16 protein-coding genes and 1 pseudogene are annotated in these 21,541 nt (G+C 56.4%); 14 read left to right on the forward strand and 3 right to left on the reverse strand.

Features of this window, described 5'->3' with window-relative positions:
- Positions 1-59 precede the first annotated feature (59 nt).
- Positions 60-1,184, forward strand: coding sequence for a GNAT family N-acetyltransferase (locus HA51_RS21835; RefSeq protein ID WP_084936705.1), 1,125 nt, complete (start codon positions 60-62; stop codon positions 1,182-1,184).
- Here HA51_RS21835 and HA51_RS21840 read toward each other — a convergent pair.
- Positions 1,181-3,013: an ABC transporter ATP-binding protein gene (locus HA51_RS21840; protein WP_084936708.1), complete on the reverse strand. Its 1,833-nt coding sequence runs from the start codon at positions 3,011-3,013 to the stop codon at positions 1,181-1,183. The genes HA51_RS21835 and HA51_RS21840 overlap by 4 nt on opposite strands.
- A 61-nt stretch (positions 3,014-3,074) precedes the next feature.
- On the opposite strand from HA51_RS21840, the gene HA51_RS21845 reads away from it, so the two are divergent.
- Positions 3,075-3,569: a GNAT family N-acetyltransferase gene (locus HA51_RS21845; protein WP_084936711.1), complete on the forward strand. Its 495-nt coding sequence runs from the start codon at positions 3,075-3,077 to the stop codon at positions 3,567-3,569.
- Between the two features lie 234 nt (positions 3,570-3,803).
- Here the strand turns inward: HA51_RS21845 and HA51_RS21850 are convergent, their stop codons facing one another.
- Positions 3,804-4,718 carry a sugar ABC transporter substrate-binding protein gene (locus HA51_RS21850; RefSeq protein WP_084936714.1) on the reverse strand — a complete coding sequence of 305 codons (915 nt, stop codon included), beginning with the start codon at positions 4,716-4,718 and terminating at the stop codon, positions 3,804-3,806.
- A 434-nt stretch (positions 4,719-5,152) separates the two neighbouring features.
- Here HA51_RS21850 and HA51_RS21855 point away from each other — a divergent pair, with 434 nt between their 5' ends.
- The 9 genes from HA51_RS21855 to HA51_RS21895 all read left to right on the forward strand — a co-directional run bounded on the left by HA51_RS21855 (position 5,153) and on the right by HA51_RS21895 (position 16,930).
- Positions 5,153-6,547 (forward strand): MFS transporter, encoded by a 1,395-nt coding sequence (locus HA51_RS21855; protein WP_084936717.1) that lies wholly within the window; start codon positions 5,153-5,155, stop codon positions 6,545-6,547.
- Positions 6,528-7,487, forward strand: a complete 960-nt coding sequence (locus HA51_RS21860; protein ID WP_084936719.1) for a 2-hydroxyacid dehydrogenase — start codon at positions 6,528-6,530, stop codon at positions 7,485-7,487. Before HA51_RS21855 ends, HA51_RS21860 begins: the two co-directional genes overlap by 20 nt.
- A 280-nt stretch (positions 7,488-7,767) precedes the next feature.
- Positions 7,768-8,931 (forward strand): HD-GYP domain-containing protein, encoded by a 1,164-nt coding sequence (locus HA51_RS21865; RefSeq protein WP_084936722.1) that lies wholly within the window; start codon positions 7,768-7,770, stop codon positions 8,929-8,931.
- A 108-nt stretch (positions 8,932-9,039) separates the two neighbouring features.
- A complete protein-coding gene (gene kdpF / locus HA51_RS21870) occupies positions 9,040-9,129 on the forward strand; it encodes a K(+)-transporting ATPase subunit F (RefSeq protein WP_100701897.1) in 90 nt (29 codons plus the stop codon).
- Positions 9,129-10,808, forward strand: a complete 1,680-nt coding sequence (kdpA, locus tag HA51_RS21875) for a potassium-transporting ATPase subunit KdpA (protein ID WP_084936728.1) — start codon at positions 9,129-9,131, stop codon at positions 10,806-10,808. Before kdpF ends, kdpA begins: the two co-directional genes overlap by 1 nt.
- A 7-nt stretch (positions 10,809-10,815) precedes the next feature.
- Positions 10,816-12,864, forward strand: a complete 2,049-nt coding sequence (gene kdpB / locus HA51_RS21880; RefSeq protein ID WP_084936731.1) for a potassium-transporting ATPase subunit KdpB — start codon at positions 10,816-10,818, stop codon at positions 12,862-12,864.
- Positions 12,865-12,875: 11 nt separating this feature from the next.
- Positions 12,876-13,448 carry a potassium-transporting ATPase subunit KdpC gene (gene kdpC / locus HA51_RS21885; protein ID WP_084936734.1) on the forward strand — a complete coding sequence of 191 codons (573 nt, stop codon included), beginning with the start codon at positions 12,876-12,878 and terminating at the stop codon, positions 13,446-13,448.
- A 254-nt stretch (positions 13,449-13,702) separates the two neighbouring features.
- Entirely contained in the window at positions 13,703-16,378 is a 2,676-nt protein-coding gene (kdpD, locus tag HA51_RS21890; RefSeq protein WP_084936736.1) for a two-component system sensor histidine kinase KdpD, read from the forward strand.
- Positions 16,379-16,432: 54 nt separating this feature from the next.
- Positions 16,433-16,930: a TIGR00645 family protein gene (locus tag HA51_RS21895; RefSeq protein ID WP_084936739.1), complete on the forward strand. Its 498-nt coding sequence runs from the start codon at positions 16,433-16,435 to the stop codon at positions 16,928-16,930.
- A 304-nt stretch (positions 16,931-17,234) separates the two neighbouring features.
- Here the strand turns inward: HA51_RS21895 and HA51_RS21900 are convergent, their stop codons facing one another.
- Positions 17,235-18,164, reverse strand: a complete 930-nt coding sequence (locus HA51_RS21900) for a LysR family transcriptional regulator (RefSeq protein ID WP_084936742.1) — start codon at positions 18,162-18,164, stop codon at positions 17,235-17,237.
- Positions 18,165-18,256: 92 nt separating this feature from the next.
- Here HA51_RS21900 and HA51_RS21905 point away from each other — a divergent pair, with 92 nt between their 5' ends.
- From HA51_RS21905 to HA51_RS21915, 3 genes and pseudogenes are all read left to right on the forward strand, one after another.
- On the forward strand, positions 18,257-19,465 hold the full coding sequence (locus HA51_RS21905) for an MFS transporter (protein WP_084936818.1): 1,209 nt from the start codon (positions 18,257-18,259) through the stop codon (positions 19,463-19,465).
- 53 nt (positions 19,466-19,518) lie between these two features.
- A pseudogene (locus tag HA51_RS21910) lies at positions 19,519-20,867 on the forward strand (cation:proton antiporter).
- Positions 20,868-20,893: 26 nt separating this feature from the next.
- Positions 20,894-21,241 (forward strand): YaeQ family protein, encoded by a 348-nt coding sequence (locus HA51_RS21915; RefSeq protein WP_084936745.1) that lies wholly within the window; start codon positions 20,894-20,896, stop codon positions 21,239-21,241.
- Positions 21,242-21,541 lie beyond the last annotated feature (300 nt).

Raw genomic sequence — 21,541 nt, forward strand, 5'->3', positions numbered from 1 at the left:
TCCCCTGCGGCAAAACCTGTTGAACTAGCCGTTCGCCTAAAGCTGGCCGGGAGCCATGCATGTCTTTGCTTCACCTGTCATCGCTGGCGGAGATTTCTGCCCTCGAATGGGATGCGCTGTTACCTGACGATCAACCATTTTTACGCCATGCCTTTCTTCTCACGCTGGAAGAGAGCGGCAGCGTGCGGGCGGAAAATGGCTGGCAGCCGGATCACTTGCTGTGGCGAGAAAATGGCGTGCTCAGCGCCGCGCTGCCGGGCTATCGCAAGCGCAACTCTCAAGGCGAATACGTGTTTGACCACGCGTGGGCCGACGCCTGTCAACGCGCCGGCATTCAATATTATCCAAAATGGCTCGGTGCGATCCCGTTCAGCCCCGTTACCGGTGCCCGTTTATTGGGTGAGGCAGCGGCTATCCGCCAGCTGCTCGCCGCGCTGCCCGACGAACTGATGCAGCATGGTTTGAGCGGCGCACATATCAATTTCACCACGCCGTTTGCCAACGATGTGATGGAGCAGCAACCTGACTGGCTCGCGCGTCTCGGCATCCAATATCACTGGCACAACAAAGGCTATCGCGATTTTCAGGATTTCCTCGATACGCTGATGTCACGCAAACGTAAACAGCTGCGCAAAGAGCGTGAGCAGGTGGCGAGCAGCGGCTTTGAATTTCATTGGTATCGTGGTGACGAGCTGAGTGAGGATCAGTGGGATTTCGTCTACACCTGCTATGCCAACACCTATGCGGTACGTGGTCAGCGTCCTTATCTCACGCGGCAGTTTTTCAGCCTGCTGGCCGAACGTATGCCGCGCTCGATTCGCGTGGTGATTGCCACGTTGCAGGGCCAGCCCGCCGCCATGGCGTTTTATTTAGTCGATGGCAATTCGCTGTACGGGCGTTACTGGGGCTGTCTGGCGGAGTTTGATCGTCTGCACTTCGAAACCTGTTTTTACCAGGGCATGGAATTCGCCATTGCTGAAGGTTTGCAACGCTTTGATGCCGGCGCGCAGGGTGAGCACAAACTGGTGCGTGGCTTCGAACCGCAGATTACCCATTCATGGCACTACCTGTGCCATCCGGGATTGCGTGAAGCCGTTGAGGAGTATTTAGTGCAGGAGCGGGCAGGGATTCGTGCTTATGCCATTGAAGCGCGCGAAGCCCTGCCGTACCGACGCGGCGATTAATCCTCGCCGACAAAACCACCGGTCTGATGCTGCCACAGGCGTGCATACAAGCCGCCTTGCGCCAGCAGTTCGCGGTGGTTACCCATCTCGACAATTTCGCCTTTATCCAGCACCACCAGTCGATCCATCTTAGCGATCGTCGACAGTCGGTGCGCAATGGCAATCACCGTTTTGCCCTGCATCAGCGTTTCCAGGCTCTCCTGAATCGCCGCTTCTACTTCGGAATCCAGCGCGGAAGTCGCTTCATCCATAATCAGAATCGGCGCATCTTTCAGCAACACACGGGCAATGGCAATACGTTGACGCTGACCGCCTGAGAGTTTCACGCCGCGTTCGCCGACATGCGCATCCAGCCCGGTACGTCCTTGTGGATCGGACAATAGCGGAATGAACTCATCGGCGCGGGCGCGAATAATCGCCGCTTGCAGCTCGTCTTCGGTAGCATCCGGCCGTCCGTACAACAGGTTTTCACGAATCGAACGATGCAGCAGTGAGGTGTCCTGAGTAATCATGCCGATCTGACCACGCAGGCTCTCTTGGGTCACTTCGGCGATGTTATGATCGTCAATCAGGATGCGCCCACCGTTGATGTCATAAAGGCGCAGCAGCAAGTTCACCATGGTGGATTTACCGGCGCCAGACGGCCCAATCAGACCGATTTTTTCGCCCGCTTTGATGTTGAGATTGAGGCGATTAATCACCTGGCGGCTGCCGCCGTAATCAAAGCGTACATCTTCGAAGCGAATCTGGCCGCGCGTCACCTGCAGGTTATTCGCCTTAGGCTCATCCTGCACGCTCAGCGGTTGCGCGATGGTGTTCAATCCATCCTGCACCATGCCGATATTTTCAAAGATGCCATTCACCACCCACATGATCCAGCCGGACATGTTGACCAAGCGGATCACTAAACCGGTTGCCAGCGCAATCGCGCCGACGCTGATCAGCGACTGGCTCCACAGCCATAACGCCAGTGCCGAGGTGCTGACAATCAGCAGGCCATTAAGCGTCGACAGTGTGATATCCATGGTGGTCACCATGCGACTGGCGTGCTGGGTTTTGTCGGTTTGCTCCTGAATCGCCTCACGCGCGTAGCGTTTTTCCAAGTCGTTGTGCGCGAACAACTTGATGGTGGCGATATTGGTATAGCCATCAACAATGGTGCCCATCAGTTTGGAACGCGCTTCGGAAGAGACCACAGAACGCTGCTTCACGCGCGGCACGAAGAAGCTCAGCGATACGCTATAGGCGACGATCCAGATGATCAGCGGAATCATCAAGCGCCAGTCAGCTTCGGCGAACAGCACCAGTGAGGTCACGGCGTAAATCACCACATGCCAGATGGCATCAACCAGCTGCACGGCGGAATCACGCAGTGAGTTACCGGTCTGCATGATGCGCTGGGCGATGCGCCCGGCGAAATCGTTCTGGAAGAAGTTCAGGCTCTGACGCAGTACGTAGTTGTGGTGCTGCCAACGGATCATGCTGGTCATGCTCGGGTTAATGCTTTGATGCACCAGCATATCGTGCGCGGCGATGACAATCGGCCGCAGAATCAGCGCGACAAATCCCATCCACAGTAGCGTGGGCCAGTTGTCAGTGAACAACGTGGCGGGCGTTGAGTGATTGACTAAATCGATGATGCGGCTGAGATAGCTAAACAGTGCCACTTCAATCAGCGCCTGTGCCAGGCCAACTATCAGCAGGGCGACAAAGCTTGGCCACACCTGACGCAGATAGTAGAGATAAAACGGCCAAACGCTGGTGGGTGGAGAATCGGTTGGTGCGTCCTGGAAAATATTGATAAAACGTTCAAAACGACGATACAACATAAGTCACTCTTTCCGCTTGGTGAGAGTTAACAGCTTAGTGCAATGAAAAGGGATTACCGACATGGATTTAACTATTCGCGGTCGTGAGCCAGCCGATGCCACCGCTTATCAACGTCTTTATAGCCACCCTGAAGTCTATCGCTGGACCACGCAGCTGCCGTTTCCCAGCGTGCAAACCTGGCAGAAAAAATTCGAGAACATGGACGCGGCAGGCTATATCGGCTTTGTCGCGGAGATTGACGGGCAAATGGTAGGCGAGTTGACGCTGTTTGTTGAACAGCGCCCGCGTACGCGCCATAGCATCAGTTTCGGCATCAGCGTGGATCCTGCGTTCGGCGGGCGCGGTATTGGCGAGAAACTGATTCGTAACGCCATCGATTATGCATTCAACTGGCTGGGCGTGGTGCGCATTGAGCTGGAAGCGTTTCATGATAATGCGCGTGCGCTGCGGTTGTACCAGCGCCTTGGTTTTGAACATGAAGGTCTGAAGCGCAAAGCCTGCCTGCGCGACGGCGAATTTCACGACATCGTGGTGATGGCGAAATTGCGGGATTAAGTGACGTGCGGGCTTTGACCGGGTACGCATAAATGCGTCATTAAGGTCTGTGCGGTATTTGACCAGGTGCGCATAAATGCGTCATTAAGGCCAGTGCGGTATTTGACCAGGTGCGCATAAATGCGTCATTAAGGCCAGTGCGGTATTTGACCAGGTGCGCATAAATGCGCACCCTACAGCGGCGGCGGGGATGAGGGGTTCGTAGGGGCGCCATTTATGGCGACCGTGAAAACGTTACTGGCTCTTCTCTACGTACTTCTGCATATTCTCTTTGGTCACCAGCTCGAACGGGATCCACACGTGGGAATCCACTTTCTCGCCTTTAATGAGCTTCTGTGCCACATCCACCGAGGCTTTGCCTTGGCCTACCGCATCCTGGAACACCGTGACCTGCATCTTGTCCTGCGACAACGCTTTTAGGCCATCCGGCGTGGCATCAATGCCGCCGACCAGAATCTTCTTGTTGCTCTTCGCCAGTGCCATCGCGGCACCGATCGCCATCTCATCATTATTCGCCGCGACGATATCAATCGCCTCGCCGTTGCCGATCCAGTTCAGCATCAGGTCCATGCCTTCGTTACGCGCATAGTTGGCAGGCTGTTTCTGTACCACTTTCATGCCCGGATATTTCGCGACGACCTGCTCAACATCTTTGGTGCGTTGCAGTGCGCCTGCATCGGTCAGGTTGCCGATCATAATGGCCACATTACCTTTGTAATTGGCCATCTTCGCCAAGGCTTCCATCTGCAAGGTGCCCGATTCGCGCTCGTCTGAACCGACAAATACTACCCCGGCGGGCAATGTTTTATCGCCTGGCGTGCGGTTCACATACACCAGCGGAATTTTTGCCTGCTGCGCCAGTTTGGTCAGCTGTGGCGTACTGGCGGAATCCACCGGATCGACAATGATGGCGTCCACGCCTGCGCCAATAAAGCTCTGCACCTGGTCGGTCTGACGGCCAACATCGCCGCGCGCATCCTCAAACTGCACATCAAGTCCGCGCGCTTTGGCTTCTTTATCAATCGACTGGCGAATAATGGTTAAAAAGTTTTGATCGAAATAGGCCATCGATACGCCAATTTTCTCTGCTAATGCGGAGGCCGAACTGGACAGCAGGCCAAGCAACAGTATCGCCTTGAGGGTTTTCATCGCGGACTCCAGGGTAAGCTTGTTATTAGAATGAATGTTTCAATGATAATTAAAATGGATCATTGAAATCATTTTCAGCCTACGAGGCGGCAAGCAAGCTGACAATCAACATGTATGGATTTTGCTGCTAAGCGCACACTTTGCTCGCGGGTGCATGATGATTTGCAGGCTCATAGTGATGTTGCGAAGCTTTTTCTCAGAGCTGGCGCACATTCTGAAGCAAAAGCATCGGCTTATTTAAGGTTCTGTGCAGCGCCGCACCCTGCTTTGTGGCAGATGCCAAAACTGGCGTGAAATAACGATGTGGATTCCTTCATCCGCACAATGACCCGCTTGCGCCTGGCTCTCTATAGTTGCTGAACAGTGAAATCTAAGCGGTATTCCTGAACATCATCGCTTCGGAGCAGGACGCTCCTTCATCTAGGGGTTCAGCCATGTTACAAAGCAAAAACCGCAGAGAGAACAGCCACGTGCGTATCTGGATCCTCTGTTTGATCCTGTTCCTGTCCGTGGTGGCATATGCCGACCGTTCGATCCTGTCGATCTCAGGATCGGCGATCAAAGAGGAGTTCGGATTATCAGCGATCCAGCTTGGACTGATCCTGTCGGCATTCAGTTGGGCCTATGTGATCGGCCAGATCCCAGGCGGTCTATTTTTGGACCGTTTCGGTACTAAAAAAGTCTATGGTGTGACATTAGCGCTCTGGTCGGTTTCGACTATTTTGATGGGCTTTATCGGCGAATTTTCCAACGGCATGACCATGGCGCTGGTCCTGATGTTTGCGTTGCGTTTCGCACTCGGCCTGATAGAAGCACCGAGTTTTCCTGCCAATGCACGTACCGTCATCATGTGGTTCCCTGGGGCAGAGCGCGGGCGCGCATCGTCACTGTTTGCCTCAGCACAGTATTTTGCCGTCGCTATCTTCTCGCCACTGTCGGGCTGGCTGGTATCACGTTTCGGCTGGGAGTGGCCGTTCTTTGTGCTGGGCGGCATCGGTGTGCTGGCGGTGTTTGTGTGGGGCTGGTATATGCGCAGTCCAAAGCAGCACCCGCATGTGTCAGCCAGCGAGCTGAAATATATTGAGGAAGGCGGTGCGCTGGTGGATATCGATTCCGCGCAAACCCTCAAAGCGCGTCCGCCGTTAAGCAAAGCGATGTTTAACACCCTGCTCAGCAATCGCATGCTGTGGTGCGCTTATATCGGGCAGTACTGCATTATCGCGCTCAGCTATTTCTTCATCACCTGGTTCCCGATCTATTTGGTGCAGGCGCGCGGCATGAACATCATGGAAGCCGGTTTTGCCACCATCGCACCAGCACTGTTTGGTTTTGTGGGCGGGATCAGCGGCGGATACATCTCTGATCGGCTGCTGGCCAGCGGCTGGAGTCTCTCTTGGGCACGTAAAGCGCCGTATATCGTCGGCATGCTGATGGCGGCCTCACTGATTCTGGCCGCCGTGATTCCGACTAATGCCGGCATCATCGCGATTATGTCATTTGCCTTCTTTGGTAAAGGCGTAGCGGCGGGCGCGGGCACCTGGACGATTGTTAGCGATACGGCACCGAAAGAAGCGGTAGGGTTGGCAGGCGCGATTTTCAACGGCATTGGTAATATGGCCGGATTCATCACGCCACTGCTGTTCGGTATCATCGTGGGTTTGACCGGCAGCTACAGTATTGGTCTGGTGTTCGTTGGCGCGCACTGTATCGTCGCAGCGCTGCTGTTCTTGTTGGTGATGGGTCCGATTGAACGTGTCGGTGACGAGCAAGATTCGTCAGCAACATCCTATAAAACACAGGGGAAACAAGATGGTATCAAAGCCGTTTAACGTATTGCTGAAAGGCCCGATGTTGCCGCAGCGGCTGCAGGACAACCTTGACGCGCATTTCACCACTTCGCGCTTATGGTTGCAGGAAGATCAGGGCGCGTGGCTGGCTGAACACGGTGCCAGCATTGATGCGCTGGTGACCAGCGGCAATGTGCTGATGGGCGCCAATGCGGCGTTGCTGGCGCAGTTGCCCAATCTGAAGGTGATTTGCAGTAACGGCGTGGGTTACGACGCCATTGATATTGCTGCTGCCGAAGCCCGTGGCATTGTGGTGACCAATACTCCGGGCGTGCTCAACAGCTGCGTGGCCGATACCGGCATGGCGCTGCTGCTGGACGTGGCACGTCGCATCAGCGCATCGGATCGTTATGTGCGCGCCGGTGACTGGCAAACTCAGGGACGCTATCCGCTGACCACCAAAGTGGGCGGTAAGGTGTGCGGGATTGTTGGGCTAGGCGGTATTGGCAAAGAGCTGGCAAAACGTGCGCAGGCATTCGATATGGACGTGCATTTCTACAATCCACGCTCGCGCCCGGATGTGCCTTTCACGCGCCATGATTCACTGTTGTCACTGGCAAAGCAGGCGGATTTCCTAGTATTGACGCTGCCGGGTGGCGCATCGACGCATCACTTGGTCAATGCCGAGGTGCTGCGGGCGCTGGGGCCACAAGGGTTTTTGATCAACATTGCGCGCGGCAGTGTGGTCGATGAGCAGGCGTTAATCGCCGCCCTTGAAGCCGGTGAGATTGCCGGTGCCGGTTTGGATGTGTTCGAGCACGAACCGGCGGTCCCCGCGGCGTTGCTTCATCGCGATGATGTGGTGATCACTCCACACCTTGCCAGCAGCACCCATGAAACCATGGCGGCAATGGCTGATTTGGTGTTTGAAAACCTGCTGGCGTTCTCGCAGGGTGAAGCGGTGTTAACGCGGGTGGTATAGCTTCTGTTACACGATAAATAGCGCCGTTACCGACGCATACAGGCAAACGTAGCGGCGCAATTTATTGCGCATCTGTCAGTAGCACTGCGGCTGTAAACACGCACGATGAATCGTGCCGCTACCGCTCGCTGAGTTTTTTTGTCCGTCCATCTCCTGAACAGTCGCTCGAGATATGAGCGATAAATCACACCGCGAAAGATCGCACAAATCACTCCTGAAGATTATTTGCTCAGCTGCCGATACCCCTCCTTACCACCCACTGATATTAAGGAGCGATATCGTGATAAAGCTGATTACCGTTGACGAATTGCGGCAGGGAATGTTTATCCACAAACTCGAAGTTTGGTGGCTCAAGGACAAACGCATTCGCAATCAAATGCTGATCACTGATAAGCGCCAGATCGCGATGATCCGTAATGAGGGGATCCAACAATTATGGATCGATCTTAATAAATCGGTGCAGGTGCCTGCCAAGCCTGCGCCTAAAAAAGCGATCCCTAAAACGGCGTTTTTCAAAGAGCTGGATCAGGCGCAAGCCATCTTTAATCAGGGCAAGCCTCAAGTGCTGGCGATGTTCAACGAAGCCCGTATGGGGCAGGGGTTGGACCTCCATTACACGCTGGATCTGGTGGATGACATTGCCGGGACGATAACCCGTGAGCCCACCGCGTTGCTCAGCGTGGCGCGGCTGAAAAATCATGATGATTACACCTATCTGCACTCCATGGCGGTGTGTGGATTGATGATCTCACTCGGCAAAAAAATGGGCCTGGATGAGCATCAGCAACGGCGCTTAGGCATGGGCGGGTTGCTGCATGATGTGGGTAAAGCTGCCGTGCCGCTGGAAATCCTCAATAAGCCCGGCAAGCTGACTGACGAAGAATTTACCATTATGCGTGAGCACCCTATCGTGGGGGCGCAGATGCTGATGGAAGCGGATGCGGGCGAGGATTTACTGGATATCGCTCTGCATCATCATGAGAAAGTCGACGGCAGTGGATATCCACACAAATTAAAAGGTGAGGAGATCTCACTCTTTTCGCGCATCGCAGCGGTGTGTGATGTCTACGATGCGGTCACCTCCGACCGTCCTTACCGTAAAGGCTGGACGCCCGCCGAAGCGATGCACAAAATGTTGAGCTGGCGCGGACACTTCGATACTGCGCTGCTCCATGCCTTTGTCCGCACCATCGGTATTTACCCGGTGGGATCGCTGGTGCGACTCGCGTCTGGTCGCGTGGCGTTGGTGGTGCAGGCTGGAGAAAAATCGCTGCTTAAACCCAAGGTGCATGTTTTCTGGTCGCTGCACGCCCAGCGTGAGGTGAAACCGGAAGAGCTGGATCTGGGTGACTCATTCTGCACCGACAGCATAACCGGCTCGGAAGAGAGTGGCTTATGGCATAACGTCGACCTCAATCGTATCTGGGCACTGGAAACCGCCTAATTCGACAGCATTTTTATACTTTCTTTACGCCGAATTCCCGCCTTTTTACCCCTTCTTTATGTCGCGCCGCGCATGCTTTCACCACTACCAAATCCTCTGGAGGTTGCTGTGAGCGTGGGCGTGATAGCCGGCATCGTGCTGGTATTTATATTGTTGGGCTACCTGATTTATGCCCTGCTTAATGCGGAGGCATTCTGATGGCTGCGAATGCGTTTTTACTGATTGCGGTGTTCCTGCTGGTGCTGATGGTACTGGCACAACCGCTTGGGCGTTTTCTTGCCGTGCTGGTGGCCGACAAGCCGCTATTACCCCGTACCGAACGCGCGCTATGGCGGTTGGCGGGCGTAGAAAGCGGCGCGATGCGCTGGCCGCACTATCTGTTGGCTATTCTGCTGTTTAACGCGCTCGGTTTTATCCTGCTGCTGGCGATTTTGATGTCGCAGGGTTCGCTGCCGCTCAACCCACAACACTTGCCTAATCTCAGCTGGGATCTGGCGCTCAACACCGCAGTAAGCTTTGTCACTAACACCAACTGGCAAGCCTACGCCGGGGAAAGTACGGTGAGCTACTTTAGCCAGATGGCGGGTCTTACAGTGCAGAACTTCCTGTCAGCGGCGACCGGTATTGCGGTGGCATTCGCACTGATCCGTGGTTTCGCTAATCGCTCACTGGCCACCTTGGGTAACGCCTGGCGCGACCTGACGCGCATCACCGTCTATGTGTTATTGCCGATCAGCCTGTTGATGGCGCTGTTCTTCGTTTATCAGGGCAGTATCCAGACGTTCGAGCCCTATCACGCACTCACCACGCTGGAAGGGGCGCAGCAAACGCTGCCGCTTGGTCCCGTGGCCTCGCAGGAAGCGATTAAAATGCTGGGCACCAACGGCGGCGGCTTCTTTAACGTCAACTCGGCCCATCCGTTTGAGAACCCGACCGCGCTGACCAACTTCGTGCAGATGCTGAGTATCTTCCTGATCCCCGCTGCGCTGTGCTTCACCTTCGGCCAGCATTTGGGCGACCGTCGTCAGGGACACATGCTGCTGTGGGCGATGACCATCATGTTTGTGCTGGCGGTGGTCACCGTGATGTGGGCAGAACTGCGCGGCAATCCGCACTTCCTGACGTTGGGGGCGGACAGCGCCATCAATATGGAAGGCAAAGAGACGCGCTTTGGCATCCTCAACTCCAGCCTGTTTGCGGTAATCACCACCGCGGCGTCATGCGGCGCGGTTAACGCTATGCATGACTCCTTTACCGCACTTGGCGGCATGGTGCCGATGTGGCTGATGCAGCTGGGTGAAGTGGTGTTCGGCGGCGTGGGCGCGGGTTTGTACGGCATGCTGCTGTTTGTGCTTCTCGGGGTGTTTATCGCCGGTCTGATGATTGGCCGCACGCCAGAGTATATGGGTAAAAAGATCGACGTGTGGGAGATGAAAATGACCGCACTGGCGATTCTGGTAACGCCAACGCTGGTGCTGCTCGGCACCGCACTGGCCATGATGACCGATGCAGGGCGCGCCGGTATGGCGAACCCCGGCATTCACGGTTTTAGCGAAGTGCTGTATGCCGTCTCATCGGCGGCCAACAACAACGGCAGTGCCTTTGCCGGTTTAAGCGCCAACACCCCGTTCTGGAACCTGTTGCTGGCCTTCTGCATGTTGATCGGGCGCTTCGGCATCATTATTCCCGTGATGGCGATTGCCGGTTCGCTGGCGGCGAAGAAGATCCAGCCGGTGGGCAACGGCACGCTGCCGACTCACGGCCCACTGTTTATCGCGCTGCTGATTGGCACCGTGTTGCTGGTGGGGGCGTTGACCTTTATCCCCGCGCTGGCGCTCGGCCCAGTAGCGGAACATCTGCAATTAATTCAGGGATAACGGAATCATGAGTCGTCAACAACTGGCGCTGTTTGATGCGGCGTTAACGCGCACTGCCATGTTCGATGCGGTGAAAAAACTCGACCCGCGCGTGCAGTTTCGCAATCCGGTGATGTTCCTGGTGTGGCTGGGTAGCGTGCTGACTTCAGTACTGGCCATCGGCATGCTGACAGGCCATCTGAACGGCGAGGCCGGGTTTACCGCCGGTGTCGCCATCTGGCTGTGGTTCACCGTGCTGTTTGCCAACTTCGCTGAGGCCTTGGCGGAAGGGCGCAGTAAAGCGCAGGCCAATAGCCTGAAGGGCATCAGTAAAACCAGCGATGCTAAAAAACTGGCTGAGCCGCGCCACGGTGCCCAGTGGCATAACGTGGCGGCCGACACGCTGCGAAAAGGCGATGTGGTGCTGGTGGAAGCCGGTGACATCATCCCGTGTGATGGTGAAGTGCTGGAGGGCGGTGCTTCAGTGGATGAAAGCGCGATTACCGGCGAATCGGCTCCGGTGATCCGCGAATCCGGCGGCGATTTTTCGTCGGTGACTGGCGGTACACGCATTCTTTCTGACTGGCTGGTGATTCAGTGCAGCGTCAATCCGGGCGAAACTTTCCTCGATCGCATGATCGCCATGGTGGAGGGCGCCAAACGCCGTAAAACACCGAACGAAATTGCGCTAACCATTCTACTGGTGTCGCTGACCATCGTGTTCCTGCTGGCTACCGCGACCTTGTGGCCGTTCTCCGCCTATGGCGGCACGCCAGTGAGCGTAACGGTGCTAGTGGCGCTGTTGGTGTGTCTAATTCCAACCACCATCGGCGGCTTGCTGTCAGCGATTGGCGTGGCGGGGATGAGCCGCATGCTGGGTGCTAATGTTATCGCCACTAGCGGTCGTGCGGTGGAGGCGGCGGGTGACGTGGATGTGTTGATGCTGGATAAGACCGGCACCATCACGCTGGGTAACCGTCAGGCCACGCAGTTTATGCCCGCGCCGGGCGTCACCGAGCAGCAGTTAGCGGACGCCGCGCAGTTGGCCTCGCTGGCGGATGAAACCCCAGAAGGACGCAGCATTGTGGTGTTGGCGAAGCAGAAATTTAATCTGCGCGAACGCGATCTCAGCAGCATGGGGGCCAGCTTTATTCCCTTCTCAGCGCAAACGCGCATGAGCGGCGTCAACGTGCAGGATCGTCTGATTCGCAAAGGGGCAGTTGATGCAGTTCGTCGCCATATCGAAGCCAATCACGGTCGTTTTCCGGCAGAAGTCAACGCCAGCGTGGAAGAAGTGGCGCGCGCCGGGGGCACCCCGTTGGTGGTGGCTGAAGGGGCGCAGGTGTTGGGCGTGGTGGCGCTAAAAGATATCGTCAAAGGTGGCATCAAAGAGCGTTTTGCTGAACTGCGCAAGATGGGCATCAAAACCGTGATGATCACCGGCGATAACCCACTGACGGCGGCGGCGATTGCAGCAGAAGCGGGCGTGGATGATTTCCTGTCGGAAGCGACACCGGAAGCCAAGCTGGCCTTGATTCGCCAGTATCAGGCAGAAGGTCGCTTAGTGGCGATGACCGGCGACGGCACCAACGATGCGCCCGCGCTGGCACAGGCTGATGTGGCGGTTGCCATGAACTCGGGTACGCAGGCGGCGAAAGAAGCCGGCAACATGGTCGATCTCGACTCCAACCCGACCAAACTGCTGGAAGTGGTGCATATCGGTAAACAGATGCTAATGACGCGCGGTTCGCTGACCACCTTCAGTATTGCCAACGATGTGGCGAAGTATTTCGCCATCATCCCGGCGGCGTTTGCGGCGACCTATCCGCAGCTCAATATGCTGAACGTGATGGCGCTGCACTCGCCGAATTCGGCGATTCTGTCGGCGGTAATCTTTAACGCCTTGGTGATTGTGTTCCTGATTCCGCTGGCACTGAAAGGCGTGAGTTACCGTCCGATGAGTGCCGCCGCGCTGCTGCGCCGCAACCTGTGGGTTTACGGTGTGGGCGGACTTGTGGTGCCGTTTATCGGTATTAAAGCCATCGACCTGCTGCTGACGCTGTTTGGCTTGGTTTAAGGAGAAGAGAAATGAGTCAGTTACGTCCGGCTATTGTATTGTTAATACTGCTAACGCTGTTAACCGGCGCGGTTTACCCCTTGCTGACCACCGGTTTGGCGCAGTGGTGGTTCCCGTCTCAGGCCAACGGCTCGTTGATTGAGCAAGATGGTGCAGTGCGCGGCTCCGATCAAATCGGCCAGGCCTTTAGCCAGCCGGGGCACTTTTGGGGCCGTCCATCGGCCACCGGCGATACGCCTTACAATGCGCTGGCCTCCAGCGGCAGCAATCTGGCGGCGAGTAACCCGGCGCTGGATAAAGCGGTGGCGGAACGCGTTGCCGCACTGCGCACCGCCAATCCACAAGCGCCTGCAGCGGTACCGGTTGAGTTGGTAACGGCATCGGCGAGTGGGCTCGATCCTGATATCTCGCCGGAAGCGGCGCTGTGGCAGGCTCCACGCGTGGCAGCGGCGCGCAATATGGCGCTGAAAGAGGTGGAAGCGCTGATTGACCGCAACACCGAGCGCCCGCTGCTGCCGTTTATCGGTGAGGAGACGGTGAACGTGCTGCGACTGAATATGGCGCTGGATGCGCTGCAGGGATAAGACCCGGTGCGCATCAATGCGTCATTGAATGCGGTGCGGTTTATGACGAGGTGCGCATAAATGCGTCATTGAATACGTTGCGGTTTTTGACCAGGTGCGCATAAATGCGCCATTGAATACGTTGCGGTTTTTGACCAGGTACGCATAAATGCGCACCCTACGGTTTTGTAGGGGCGTCATTTATGGCGACCGTTTTGATGAGCGCGCCGATGGCGATAACGCGATTTGTCGCACTTTGGTATGACGGATAACGAATGAACGACGAAATCACCCGCCCCGATCCCGATGCGCTGTTGCTGAATCACAGCGACAGCCATCGCGGTAAGCTGAAAATCTACTTCGGCGCCTGCGCTGGCGTGGGGAAAACCTTCGCCATGCTGCAGGAGGCACAGCGCTTACGTGCGCAAGGCCTCGATGTGCTGGCGGGCGTGGTAGAAACCCATGGGCGTGAAGAAACCGCTGCGCTGCTCAACGGCCTGGCGGTTTTGCCACGTCGTGCCACTGGGCGTTCTCGTCACGCCGAATTCGATCTCGATGCGGCACTGGCACGTCATCCGGCAGTGATCCTGATGGACGAACTGGCGCACACCAACGTGCAGGGTTCGCGCCATCCCAAACGCTGGCAGGACATCGAAGAATTACTGGAAGCGGGCATTGACGTGATCACCACCGTCAACGTGCAGCATCTGGAAAGTCTTAACGATGTGGTCGGCGGTGTCACCGGTATTCAGGTGCGGGAAACCGTGCCCGATCCCTTCTTTGACAGTGCTGACGAAGTGGTGTTGGTGGATCTGCCGCCGGACGATCTGCGCCAACGGCTGAAAGAGGGCAAAGTCTACGTCGGCGACCGCGCTGAACGTGCGATTGAAAACTTCTTCCGCAAAGGCAACCTGTTTGCCCTGCGCGAACTGGCACTGCGCCGTACCGCTGATCGTGTTGACGACCAGATGCGTGCCTGGCGCGATCAACAGGGTCGCGACAAAGTGTGGCACACGCGTGATGCCATTTTGCTGTGCATCGGCGACGACACCGGCAGTGAAAAACTGGTGCGTACTGCCGCGCGTTTAGCCGCGCGCCTCGGCAGTGAATGGCACGCGGTCTACGTGGAAACGCCACGGCTGAACCGCCTACCAGAAGCACGTCGTCGCGCTATTCTGCGCACTTTGCAACTGGCACAGGAGCTGGGTGCGGAAACCGCCACCTTGTCCGATCCTGATGAAGCGCGCGCGGTGCTGCGTTACGCGCGTGAGCACAACCTCGGAAAAATTGTTACCGGACGCCAGCCACAGCGGCGCTGGCGGCGCGACAGCTTTGCTCAGCGTTTAGGGCAGCTTGGCCCAGATCTCGATTTGCTGGTGGTGGCGCTGGACGAACCGGTGCGCGACGCGCCGCATCCGCTGGGCGGCAAACAGACCAACAGTGAGAAGTGGCGGCTGCATCTGCGCGGCTGCCTGATGGCGATTGCGCTGTGCATTTTGGTGACGACCGTCGGTCGCTGGTTGCTGGTGGAGTTCGATCCCGCCAACGGCGTGATGATTTATCTGTTAGCCGTCGTGTTAGTCGCGCTGCGCTTTGGCCGCTGGCCTTCGGTGTTTGCCACGGTCATCAACATCCTCGCTTTTGACCTGTTCTTTGTCGCCCCCACCGGCACCGTGGCGGTATCGGATTTGCAATATCTGGTGACTTTCGCGGTGATGCTCGCAGTAGGGGTGATTGTGGGGAACCTGACCGCAGGCGTGCGTTATCAGGCTAAAGTGGCGCGCTATCGTGAACAGCGCGCGCGCCATCTGTATGAGATGGCGAAGTCTCTTGGCAGTGCGCTCACGCCGCAGGATATCGCGGCCACCAGCCAGCGGGTGATTGATGTCACCTTGCAGGCACGCAGCCAGCTGCTGCTACCGAATGAGCAGGGTGAATTACAGGCGGTGGGCGAGGGTAGCATGGGTACGCCACCCGATCTTGGCATCGCCAAATGGAGTTTTAGCAAAGCACAACCGGCGGGCGCTGGCACCGATACGCTGCCAGCTGTGCCGTATCAAATTCTGCCGTTAAAAAGCGGCAACCACTGCCGGGGTTTATTGGTGGTGGAGCCAGAAAATCTTCGCCAATTGATGATTCCCGAACAGCAGCGTCTGGTGGAGACTTTTACGGTGTTGATTGCCAACGCACTGGAGCGCATGGCGCTGTCACAGAGTGAAGCGGCCTCACGGCTGGCGGCAGAGCGTGAACAGTTGCGTAATGCGCTGTTGTCCGCGCTGTCGCACGATCTGCGCACGCCGCTGACGGTGTTGTTTGGTCAGGCGGAAATGCTGATGCTGGATTTGGCCGGTGACGACTCAAAATATGTCGGCCAGGCCAACCAGATTCGTGAACAAACGTTAAGCACCATTCGGTTGGTGAGCAATATGTTGGATATGGCGCGTATTCAGTCCGGTGGGCTTAATTTGCGCGAAGAGTGGGTGGCGCTGGACGAAGTGATTGGCGGCGCGCTCAGCAGTATGGGGCCCTCGCTGAAGGGACACGATTTTGCACTCGATTTACCACCAGAGCTGGTGCTGATCAAAGGCGACAGCGCGATGTTAGAACGTGTGTTCACCAACCTGATTGAGAACAGCCTGAAATATGCTGGTAACGCCGCGCAGCACGGTATTCGCGCCTGGCGTGATAAAGACCGGCTGGAGATTGCTGTGTGGGACAACGGTCCGGGCATCGCCGTGGAGAACATGACGCGTATTTTCGACAAGTTTGCGCGCGGGGACAAGGAGTCGGCTGTGCCTGGTGTCGGGCTGGGTTTGGCCATCAGCAAAACCATTATTGAATCCCATCGCGGGCGTATCTGGGCGGAGAACCGACCGGAAGGAGGCGCAGAGTTTCGCTTGTCACTACCGCTGCCAGCGGCCCCTGAAATTTCTGAAGAAGCGCTGAAATAACTTCACACAAGTTCGGTTATAATCGACCACTTGTCTGTTGATTAATGGGAAATTATGGAACGTTTTATCGAGAACCTGATGTATTCATCGCGCTGGTTGCTGGCACCGGTTTACATTGGACTTTCGCTGGGGCTACTGGCGCTGACCATCAAATTTTTCCAGGAAATTTTTCACCTGTTGCCCAACATTTTCAGCATCGCGGAGAACGATCTGATTCTGCTGCTGCTGTCGCTGGTCGACATGACGCTGGTCGGCGGCTTGCTGGTGATGGTGATGCTCTCTGGTTACGAGAACTTTGTTTCCAAGCTGGATATTGATGAAAACAAAGAGAAGCTGAGCTGGCTGGGTAAAATGGATTCCGGCTCGCTGAAGAACAAAGTTGCAGCCTCGATTGTGGCCATCTCATCGATCCATCTGCTGCGCATCTTTATGGACGCGCGCAACGTCGATGACAGCAAGCTGATGTGGTACGTGATTATCCACCTGACCTTTGTGCTGTCGGCCTTTGTGATGGGCTGGCTGGATAATATGTCGAAGGTGGAGAAGAAGTAGTTTCGTGTGCCAGGTGCGCATCAATGCGCACCCTACGAAAAATCCACATAATCCCCGAAAATCTGCACCCCTACGAAAAATCCGCATACTTCCCGAAAACCTGCACCCTACGAAAAATCCACATACTTCTCGAAAATCTGTACTCTTCGAAATATCCGCATCATTCCCGAAAATCTGCACCCCACCGAAAAATCCGCACACTTCCCGAAAACCTGCACCCTACGAAAAATCCACACAACTCCCCGTAGGGGCGCCATTCATGGCGCCCTGGTCAAACACTGCAATGATGTCGTGCCCCTCTCAATCACCGCACCGGCTGCGTGCCCGCCAGCTTCGGCATCACTTCCCGGATCATGGCGAAAAAATGCCGCATACGGGCGGGATAATAACTGGCCCACGGATAGGTCAGCCATACCGGCAGCGGCGGCGCTTGCCACTCGGGCACCAACTGAATCAACTCTCCTTTCGCCAAATCCTCCTGCACCACCCACGACGACACAATCGCCGCACCCATGCCCGCCAGTGCGGCTTTGCGGACGGCATATAAACTGTCACTGGCGAGGCGAGGAGCAATAGCCAGATTCAGCGGCTGAGCATCGCTCAACCGCTGTAGCGCAAGTTCGTTGCGATAAAAGCTGGTTAATGCCAGCCAAGGCAGGTCGGTGAGTTGGGTGACGTCCTCCACGGGCGGATATTGCGCCAGCAGTGAGGGTGCTGCCACCACAAAGCGCGGCACTTCAGCCAGCAGAATCGCCACCAGCGAGGGATCGTTCACCACGCCCACCTGAATCGCACAATCCACATTTTCGCTGATGAAATCTGGCGTGCGGTCATTGAGCATCCACTCCACGGTGAGGCGCGGATAACGCTGTAAATAGGCCACAAGAGGATCGATGAGCTGGTCTTGACCAAAAGCGTGAGGCGCACGCACGCGCAGCGTACCAATCGGATCGTCATTGGAACCGGTCAGCTCATCTTCCAGCGCATGCCAGGTCGCCAGCAACTGTCGTGCTTGGGCATAACAGCGCTCACCATCATCAGTGAGCTTCAGTGCGTGGGTGGTACGCAGAATGAGTTTCAGCCCCAACCGCTGTTCCAGCGCCTGCAAACGGCGGCTAATAGTCGGCTGTGTGGTGCCCAGCTGTAACGCCGCCGCTGACAGCGATCCACTTTCAACAATACGAATAAAGGTCTGCATCAATTCAATGCGGTCAATACTGGTTGAATTGCTCATACGTACCACGCATAACAGTTCTGTTATTGATGAGTCTACCGCGTATGGCCGAGTCGCGCTTTAATAAGCGCACTTTCACGGGGGAATTCACTATGTCAGCCATTTCGCAATCTACTGCATTGCCAGCTGAAAAACTGCCAGCGCCGCTGGTGTTCACGCTTGCTGCAGGTGCCGGGCTTAGCGTGGCATCGATTTACTACAGCCAGCCGATGCTGGATATCATCAGTAAACAATTTAACGTTGGGATTGGTAGCGTCGGTATGGTGCCAATGCTGACCCAAGCCGGATATGCACTCGGTATTCTGCTGCTGGCACCGCTCGGCGATCGCCACGACCGCCGTACCATCATCCTGATTAAAGGCCTGATGCTGGTCGCTGCATTGCTGCTGTGTGGCTTCTCTGGCGGCATCAACGCGTTACTGATCGCCAGCTTTGTTACCGGCTTAACCGCAACGGTGGCGCAGGATATTGTCCCGGCTTCAGCAGCGTTGGCGCCTGAGCGCAGTCGCGGTAAAACCGTCGGCACGGTAATGACCGGGCTGCTGGTCGGCATTTTATTATCACGCGTGGTCAGCGGCGTCGTGGCGGAATATCTGGGCTGGCGCACCATGTATCTGGTGGCAGCGGGCGCAGTCTTGCTGATCAGCGTGGCGCTTTGGCGCGTGCTGCCCAGCTTCAAACCGGGCACGTCGGTCAGTTACCCACGTCTGCTGCTGTCGCTGGCGCACCTGTGGCAACACCACCAGACGCTGCGCCGTGCGGCGATAGCACAGGGTTTGCTGTCCGTGGCTTTCAGCGCCTTCTGGTCAACGCTGGCGCTGATGCTGAGTGAACGCTTCCATTTTGACAGTGCGGTAGCGGGGGCATTTGGTCTTGCGGGTGCAGCGGGTGCGCTGGCGGCGCCGCTGGCGGGAAGCGTGGCAGATCGCATCGGCCCTGCACGTGTCACCCAGTATGGTGCCACACTGGTGATGGTGTCATTTGCGCTCATGTTCCTGCTGCCACTGTTGCCAGTTCCGGCTCAGATCGGTCTGATCATCATTAGCACCATCGGTTTCGATTTAGGTGTTCAGGCCACGCTGGTGGCGCATCAGACACTGGTCTACAGCCTGGCGCCAGAAGCGCGTAGCCGACTGAATGCATTAATGTTTACCGTAGTGTTTATCGGCATGGCGACCGGTGCGGCACTCGGAAGCTTAGCGTTGGCGCACTTTGGCTGGACCGGTGTGGTCGCGCTCTCCACTCTTGCCGCTGCGCTTGCGTTGATGATTCGTCTGGCGAGTCGTCACCTGAAAAACTGATCGTTAATCCTGTGCCAGGCTTAAGGGAGAATATTATTTAAAAACGGAGCGTTATGAATTTCCTGGCCTGGACCGCCGCCACCGGTGGTCTGCTACTTCTGATGTCACTGGCTTCCGGTTGGATACACCGTGGGCCAGTGACTTCGTTTGGGCTTTACCTGCTTGCGGGCATTTTGTGCGGCCCGTGGGTCTTCAACCTGCTGCAAATCGATATCATCGGGCACGCCAATCTTGCGGCCCACCTCACCGAAATCGCCATGGCAGCCTCGCTGTTTATCACCGGACTCAAGTTACGTCTCCCGCTCAACGCACATGCCTGGCGTGTCGGCGTACGCCTGGCCTTTCCCGCCATGCTGCTCACCGTAGGCGGTATGACGCTGCTGGTGCACTGGATCACCGGATTTGACTGGGCGCTGTCACTGGCATTTGGTGCCATCGTCGCACCGACCGACCCCGTTTTGGCCAGTCTGATATCGGTCAACGACGCGCGCGATGATGATGCGCTACGCGTGGCGCTTTCCAGTGAAGCCGGGATGAACGACGGTTCCGCGCTGCCGTTATTGATGCTGGCTTTGCTGTTGCTGGCCCCTGAAAGCATGGATATCAGTCATTGGGGCGCATGGGCGTTGAAAGACGTGCTGTGGGCTATCGCGGGTGGGCTGGGTATCGGTTATTTGCTGGGACGTCTGATCGGACAATTAGCGACCCAGCTGCGCAGCGCCCACGAGGATATCGCGCCCAATGATTTCCTCGCGCTGGCCCTGATTGCGCTGAGTTATGCGGCGGCACAAGCGTAGATGCCTCCGGCTTCCTCGCCACTTTTGCGGCGGGCGTGGGGCTGCGACGTGCCGAACTGCGCGTAGTGAAGCACTATCCGCAAGAGGAGTTGTCAGAAGAAGAGCAATACCTGCCCGCCGAGGCACGCGTCAATCCTAATCAGCGGTTGGCGCACGGCGGTAGCGGCATGGTGAAATCGGTCGGTTTGGTGATCGGCGATGCGTTGTCATTTGGTGATACCATCGAGCGCTTGTTGGCCGCAGGCATGATGGTGGTGCTGGGTATCACGCTGGCGCAACACTGGAATCTGACCGGTATTGGCTTGGCGCTGCTGTTGTTTGTGGTGGTGCGTCCGCTGGCGGTGTGGATTACCACCTGGCGCTGTGAAATACCCTTAATGCGCCGCCTGTTAATTGGCTGGCTGGGGATTCGCGGCATCGGTAGTATCAATTATATTGCTTACGCTTGGGTGCATGGCCTGCACGGCCCACACGCTGAACAAATGGTGGATATGGCGTTGACGTTAGTGGTGTGCAGCATCGTGCTGCACGGTATCACGGTGACGCCGTTATTAAACTGGCGTGCAGCCCGGCAGGCGGCACGCGCGCAACACAATCAAAAGTGATTTTTTGGAAATTACTGGAGCCTATTATGAAAGCCATATTGATCGCCCTCGTTGGGCTCTCGCTCTCTGCCAGTGTCTTCGCCGCCGACGGTGATAACACCAGTGAAGAAAACGTCTACGCCAGCCAACTGTGCCATCTGGTGAGTAGTGAAAAAAAGACCAGCGATCTGGATACCTACACCGCGAAGATGAAGTCTCAGTTGGCCGCCAGTCAGTCTTCTTCGGCCATGGATAAACCCGAATTCAATGAAGAAACGGCGCAGGAAGTGATCAGCGCTTGGATGGAACTGGGCGAGGATGAGCGTGCGCAACTGCGCCATAATCAGCAGCAGTGCGAGCAAACTGTTATGACCCAATTCCAGCAGCAAGATTAAATCCCCGTCATACTTCAAGCTGTAGCGGCGTTGGCTGCGTTTGTTCGCCCCGGTCACTTACTACAGTAAGCTCCCGGGGACTCACGCACTTGCCGCCTTGCCACAGCTCGAATTATTTAGGGGATTAAATCCTCGTCATACTTCGCACTGTAGCGGCGTTGGCTGCGAGTGCTCACCCCCGGTCACTTACTGAAGTAAGCTCCCGGGGACTCGCATCCTTGCCGCCTTGCTACAGTCCAAATTATTTAGGGCATTTCACTACTTAGCCGATAAACAGGTCTCGGGATTTCGCTACTGAGC

Origin of the sequence: Pantoea rwandensis (genome assembly GCF_002095475.1) — a bacterium.
GTDB classification, from domain to species: Bacteria; Pseudomonadota; Gammaproteobacteria; order Enterobacterales; family Enterobacteriaceae; genus Pantoea; species Pantoea rwandensis.

Excerpts from the sequence above, each read along its gene's own strand:
- HA51_RS21855 (WP_084936717.1), top strand. The coding sequence starts at position 5,153 with ATGTTACAAAGCAAAAACCGCAGAGAGAACAGCCACGTGCGTATCTGG.
- HA51_RS21860 (WP_084936719.1), top strand. The coding sequence starts at position 6,528 with ATGGTATCAAAGCCGTTTAACGTATTGCTGAAAGGCCCGATGTTGCCG.
- HA51_RS21840 (WP_084936708.1), bottom strand. The coding sequence starts at position 3,013 with ATGTTGTATCGTCGTTTTGAACGTTTTATCAATATTTTCCAGGACGCA.
- HA51_RS21845 (WP_084936711.1), top strand. The coding sequence starts at position 3,075 with ATGGATTTAACTATTCGCGGTCGTGAGCCAGCCGATGCCACCGCTTAT.
- kdpB (WP_084936731.1), top strand. The coding sequence starts at position 10,816 with ATGAGTCGTCAACAACTGGCGCTGTTTGATGCGGCGTTAACGCGCACT.
- kdpC (WP_084936734.1), top strand. The coding sequence starts at position 12,876 with ATGAGTCAGTTACGTCCGGCTATTGTATTGTTAATACTGCTAACGCTG.
- HA51_RS21905 (WP_084936818.1), top strand. The coding sequence starts at position 18,257 with ATGTCAGCCATTTCGCAATCTACTGCATTGCCAGCTGAAAAACTGCCA.
- HA51_RS21835 (WP_084936705.1), top strand. The coding sequence starts at position 60 with ATGTCTTTGCTTCACCTGTCATCGCTGGCGGAGATTTCTGCCCTCGAA.
- HA51_RS21850 (WP_084936714.1), bottom strand. The coding sequence starts at position 4,718 with ATGAAAACCCTCAAGGCGATACTGTTGCTTGGCCTGCTGTCCAGTTCG.
- kdpD (WP_084936736.1), top strand. The coding sequence starts at position 13,703 with ATGAACGACGAAATCACCCGCCCCGATCCCGATGCGCTGTTGCTGAAT.
- HA51_RS21895 (WP_084936739.1), top strand. The coding sequence starts at position 16,433 with ATGGAACGTTTTATCGAGAACCTGATGTATTCATCGCGCTGGTTGCTG.
- kdpA (WP_084936728.1), top strand. The coding sequence starts at position 9,129 with ATGGCTGCGAATGCGTTTTTACTGATTGCGGTGTTCCTGCTGGTGCTG.
- HA51_RS21900 (WP_084936742.1), bottom strand. The coding sequence starts at position 18,164 with ATGAGCAATTCAACCAGTATTGACCGCATTGAATTGATGCAGACCTTT.
- HA51_RS21915 (WP_084936745.1), top strand. The coding sequence starts at position 20,894 with ATGAAAGCCATATTGATCGCCCTCGTTGGGCTCTCGCTCTCTGCCAGT.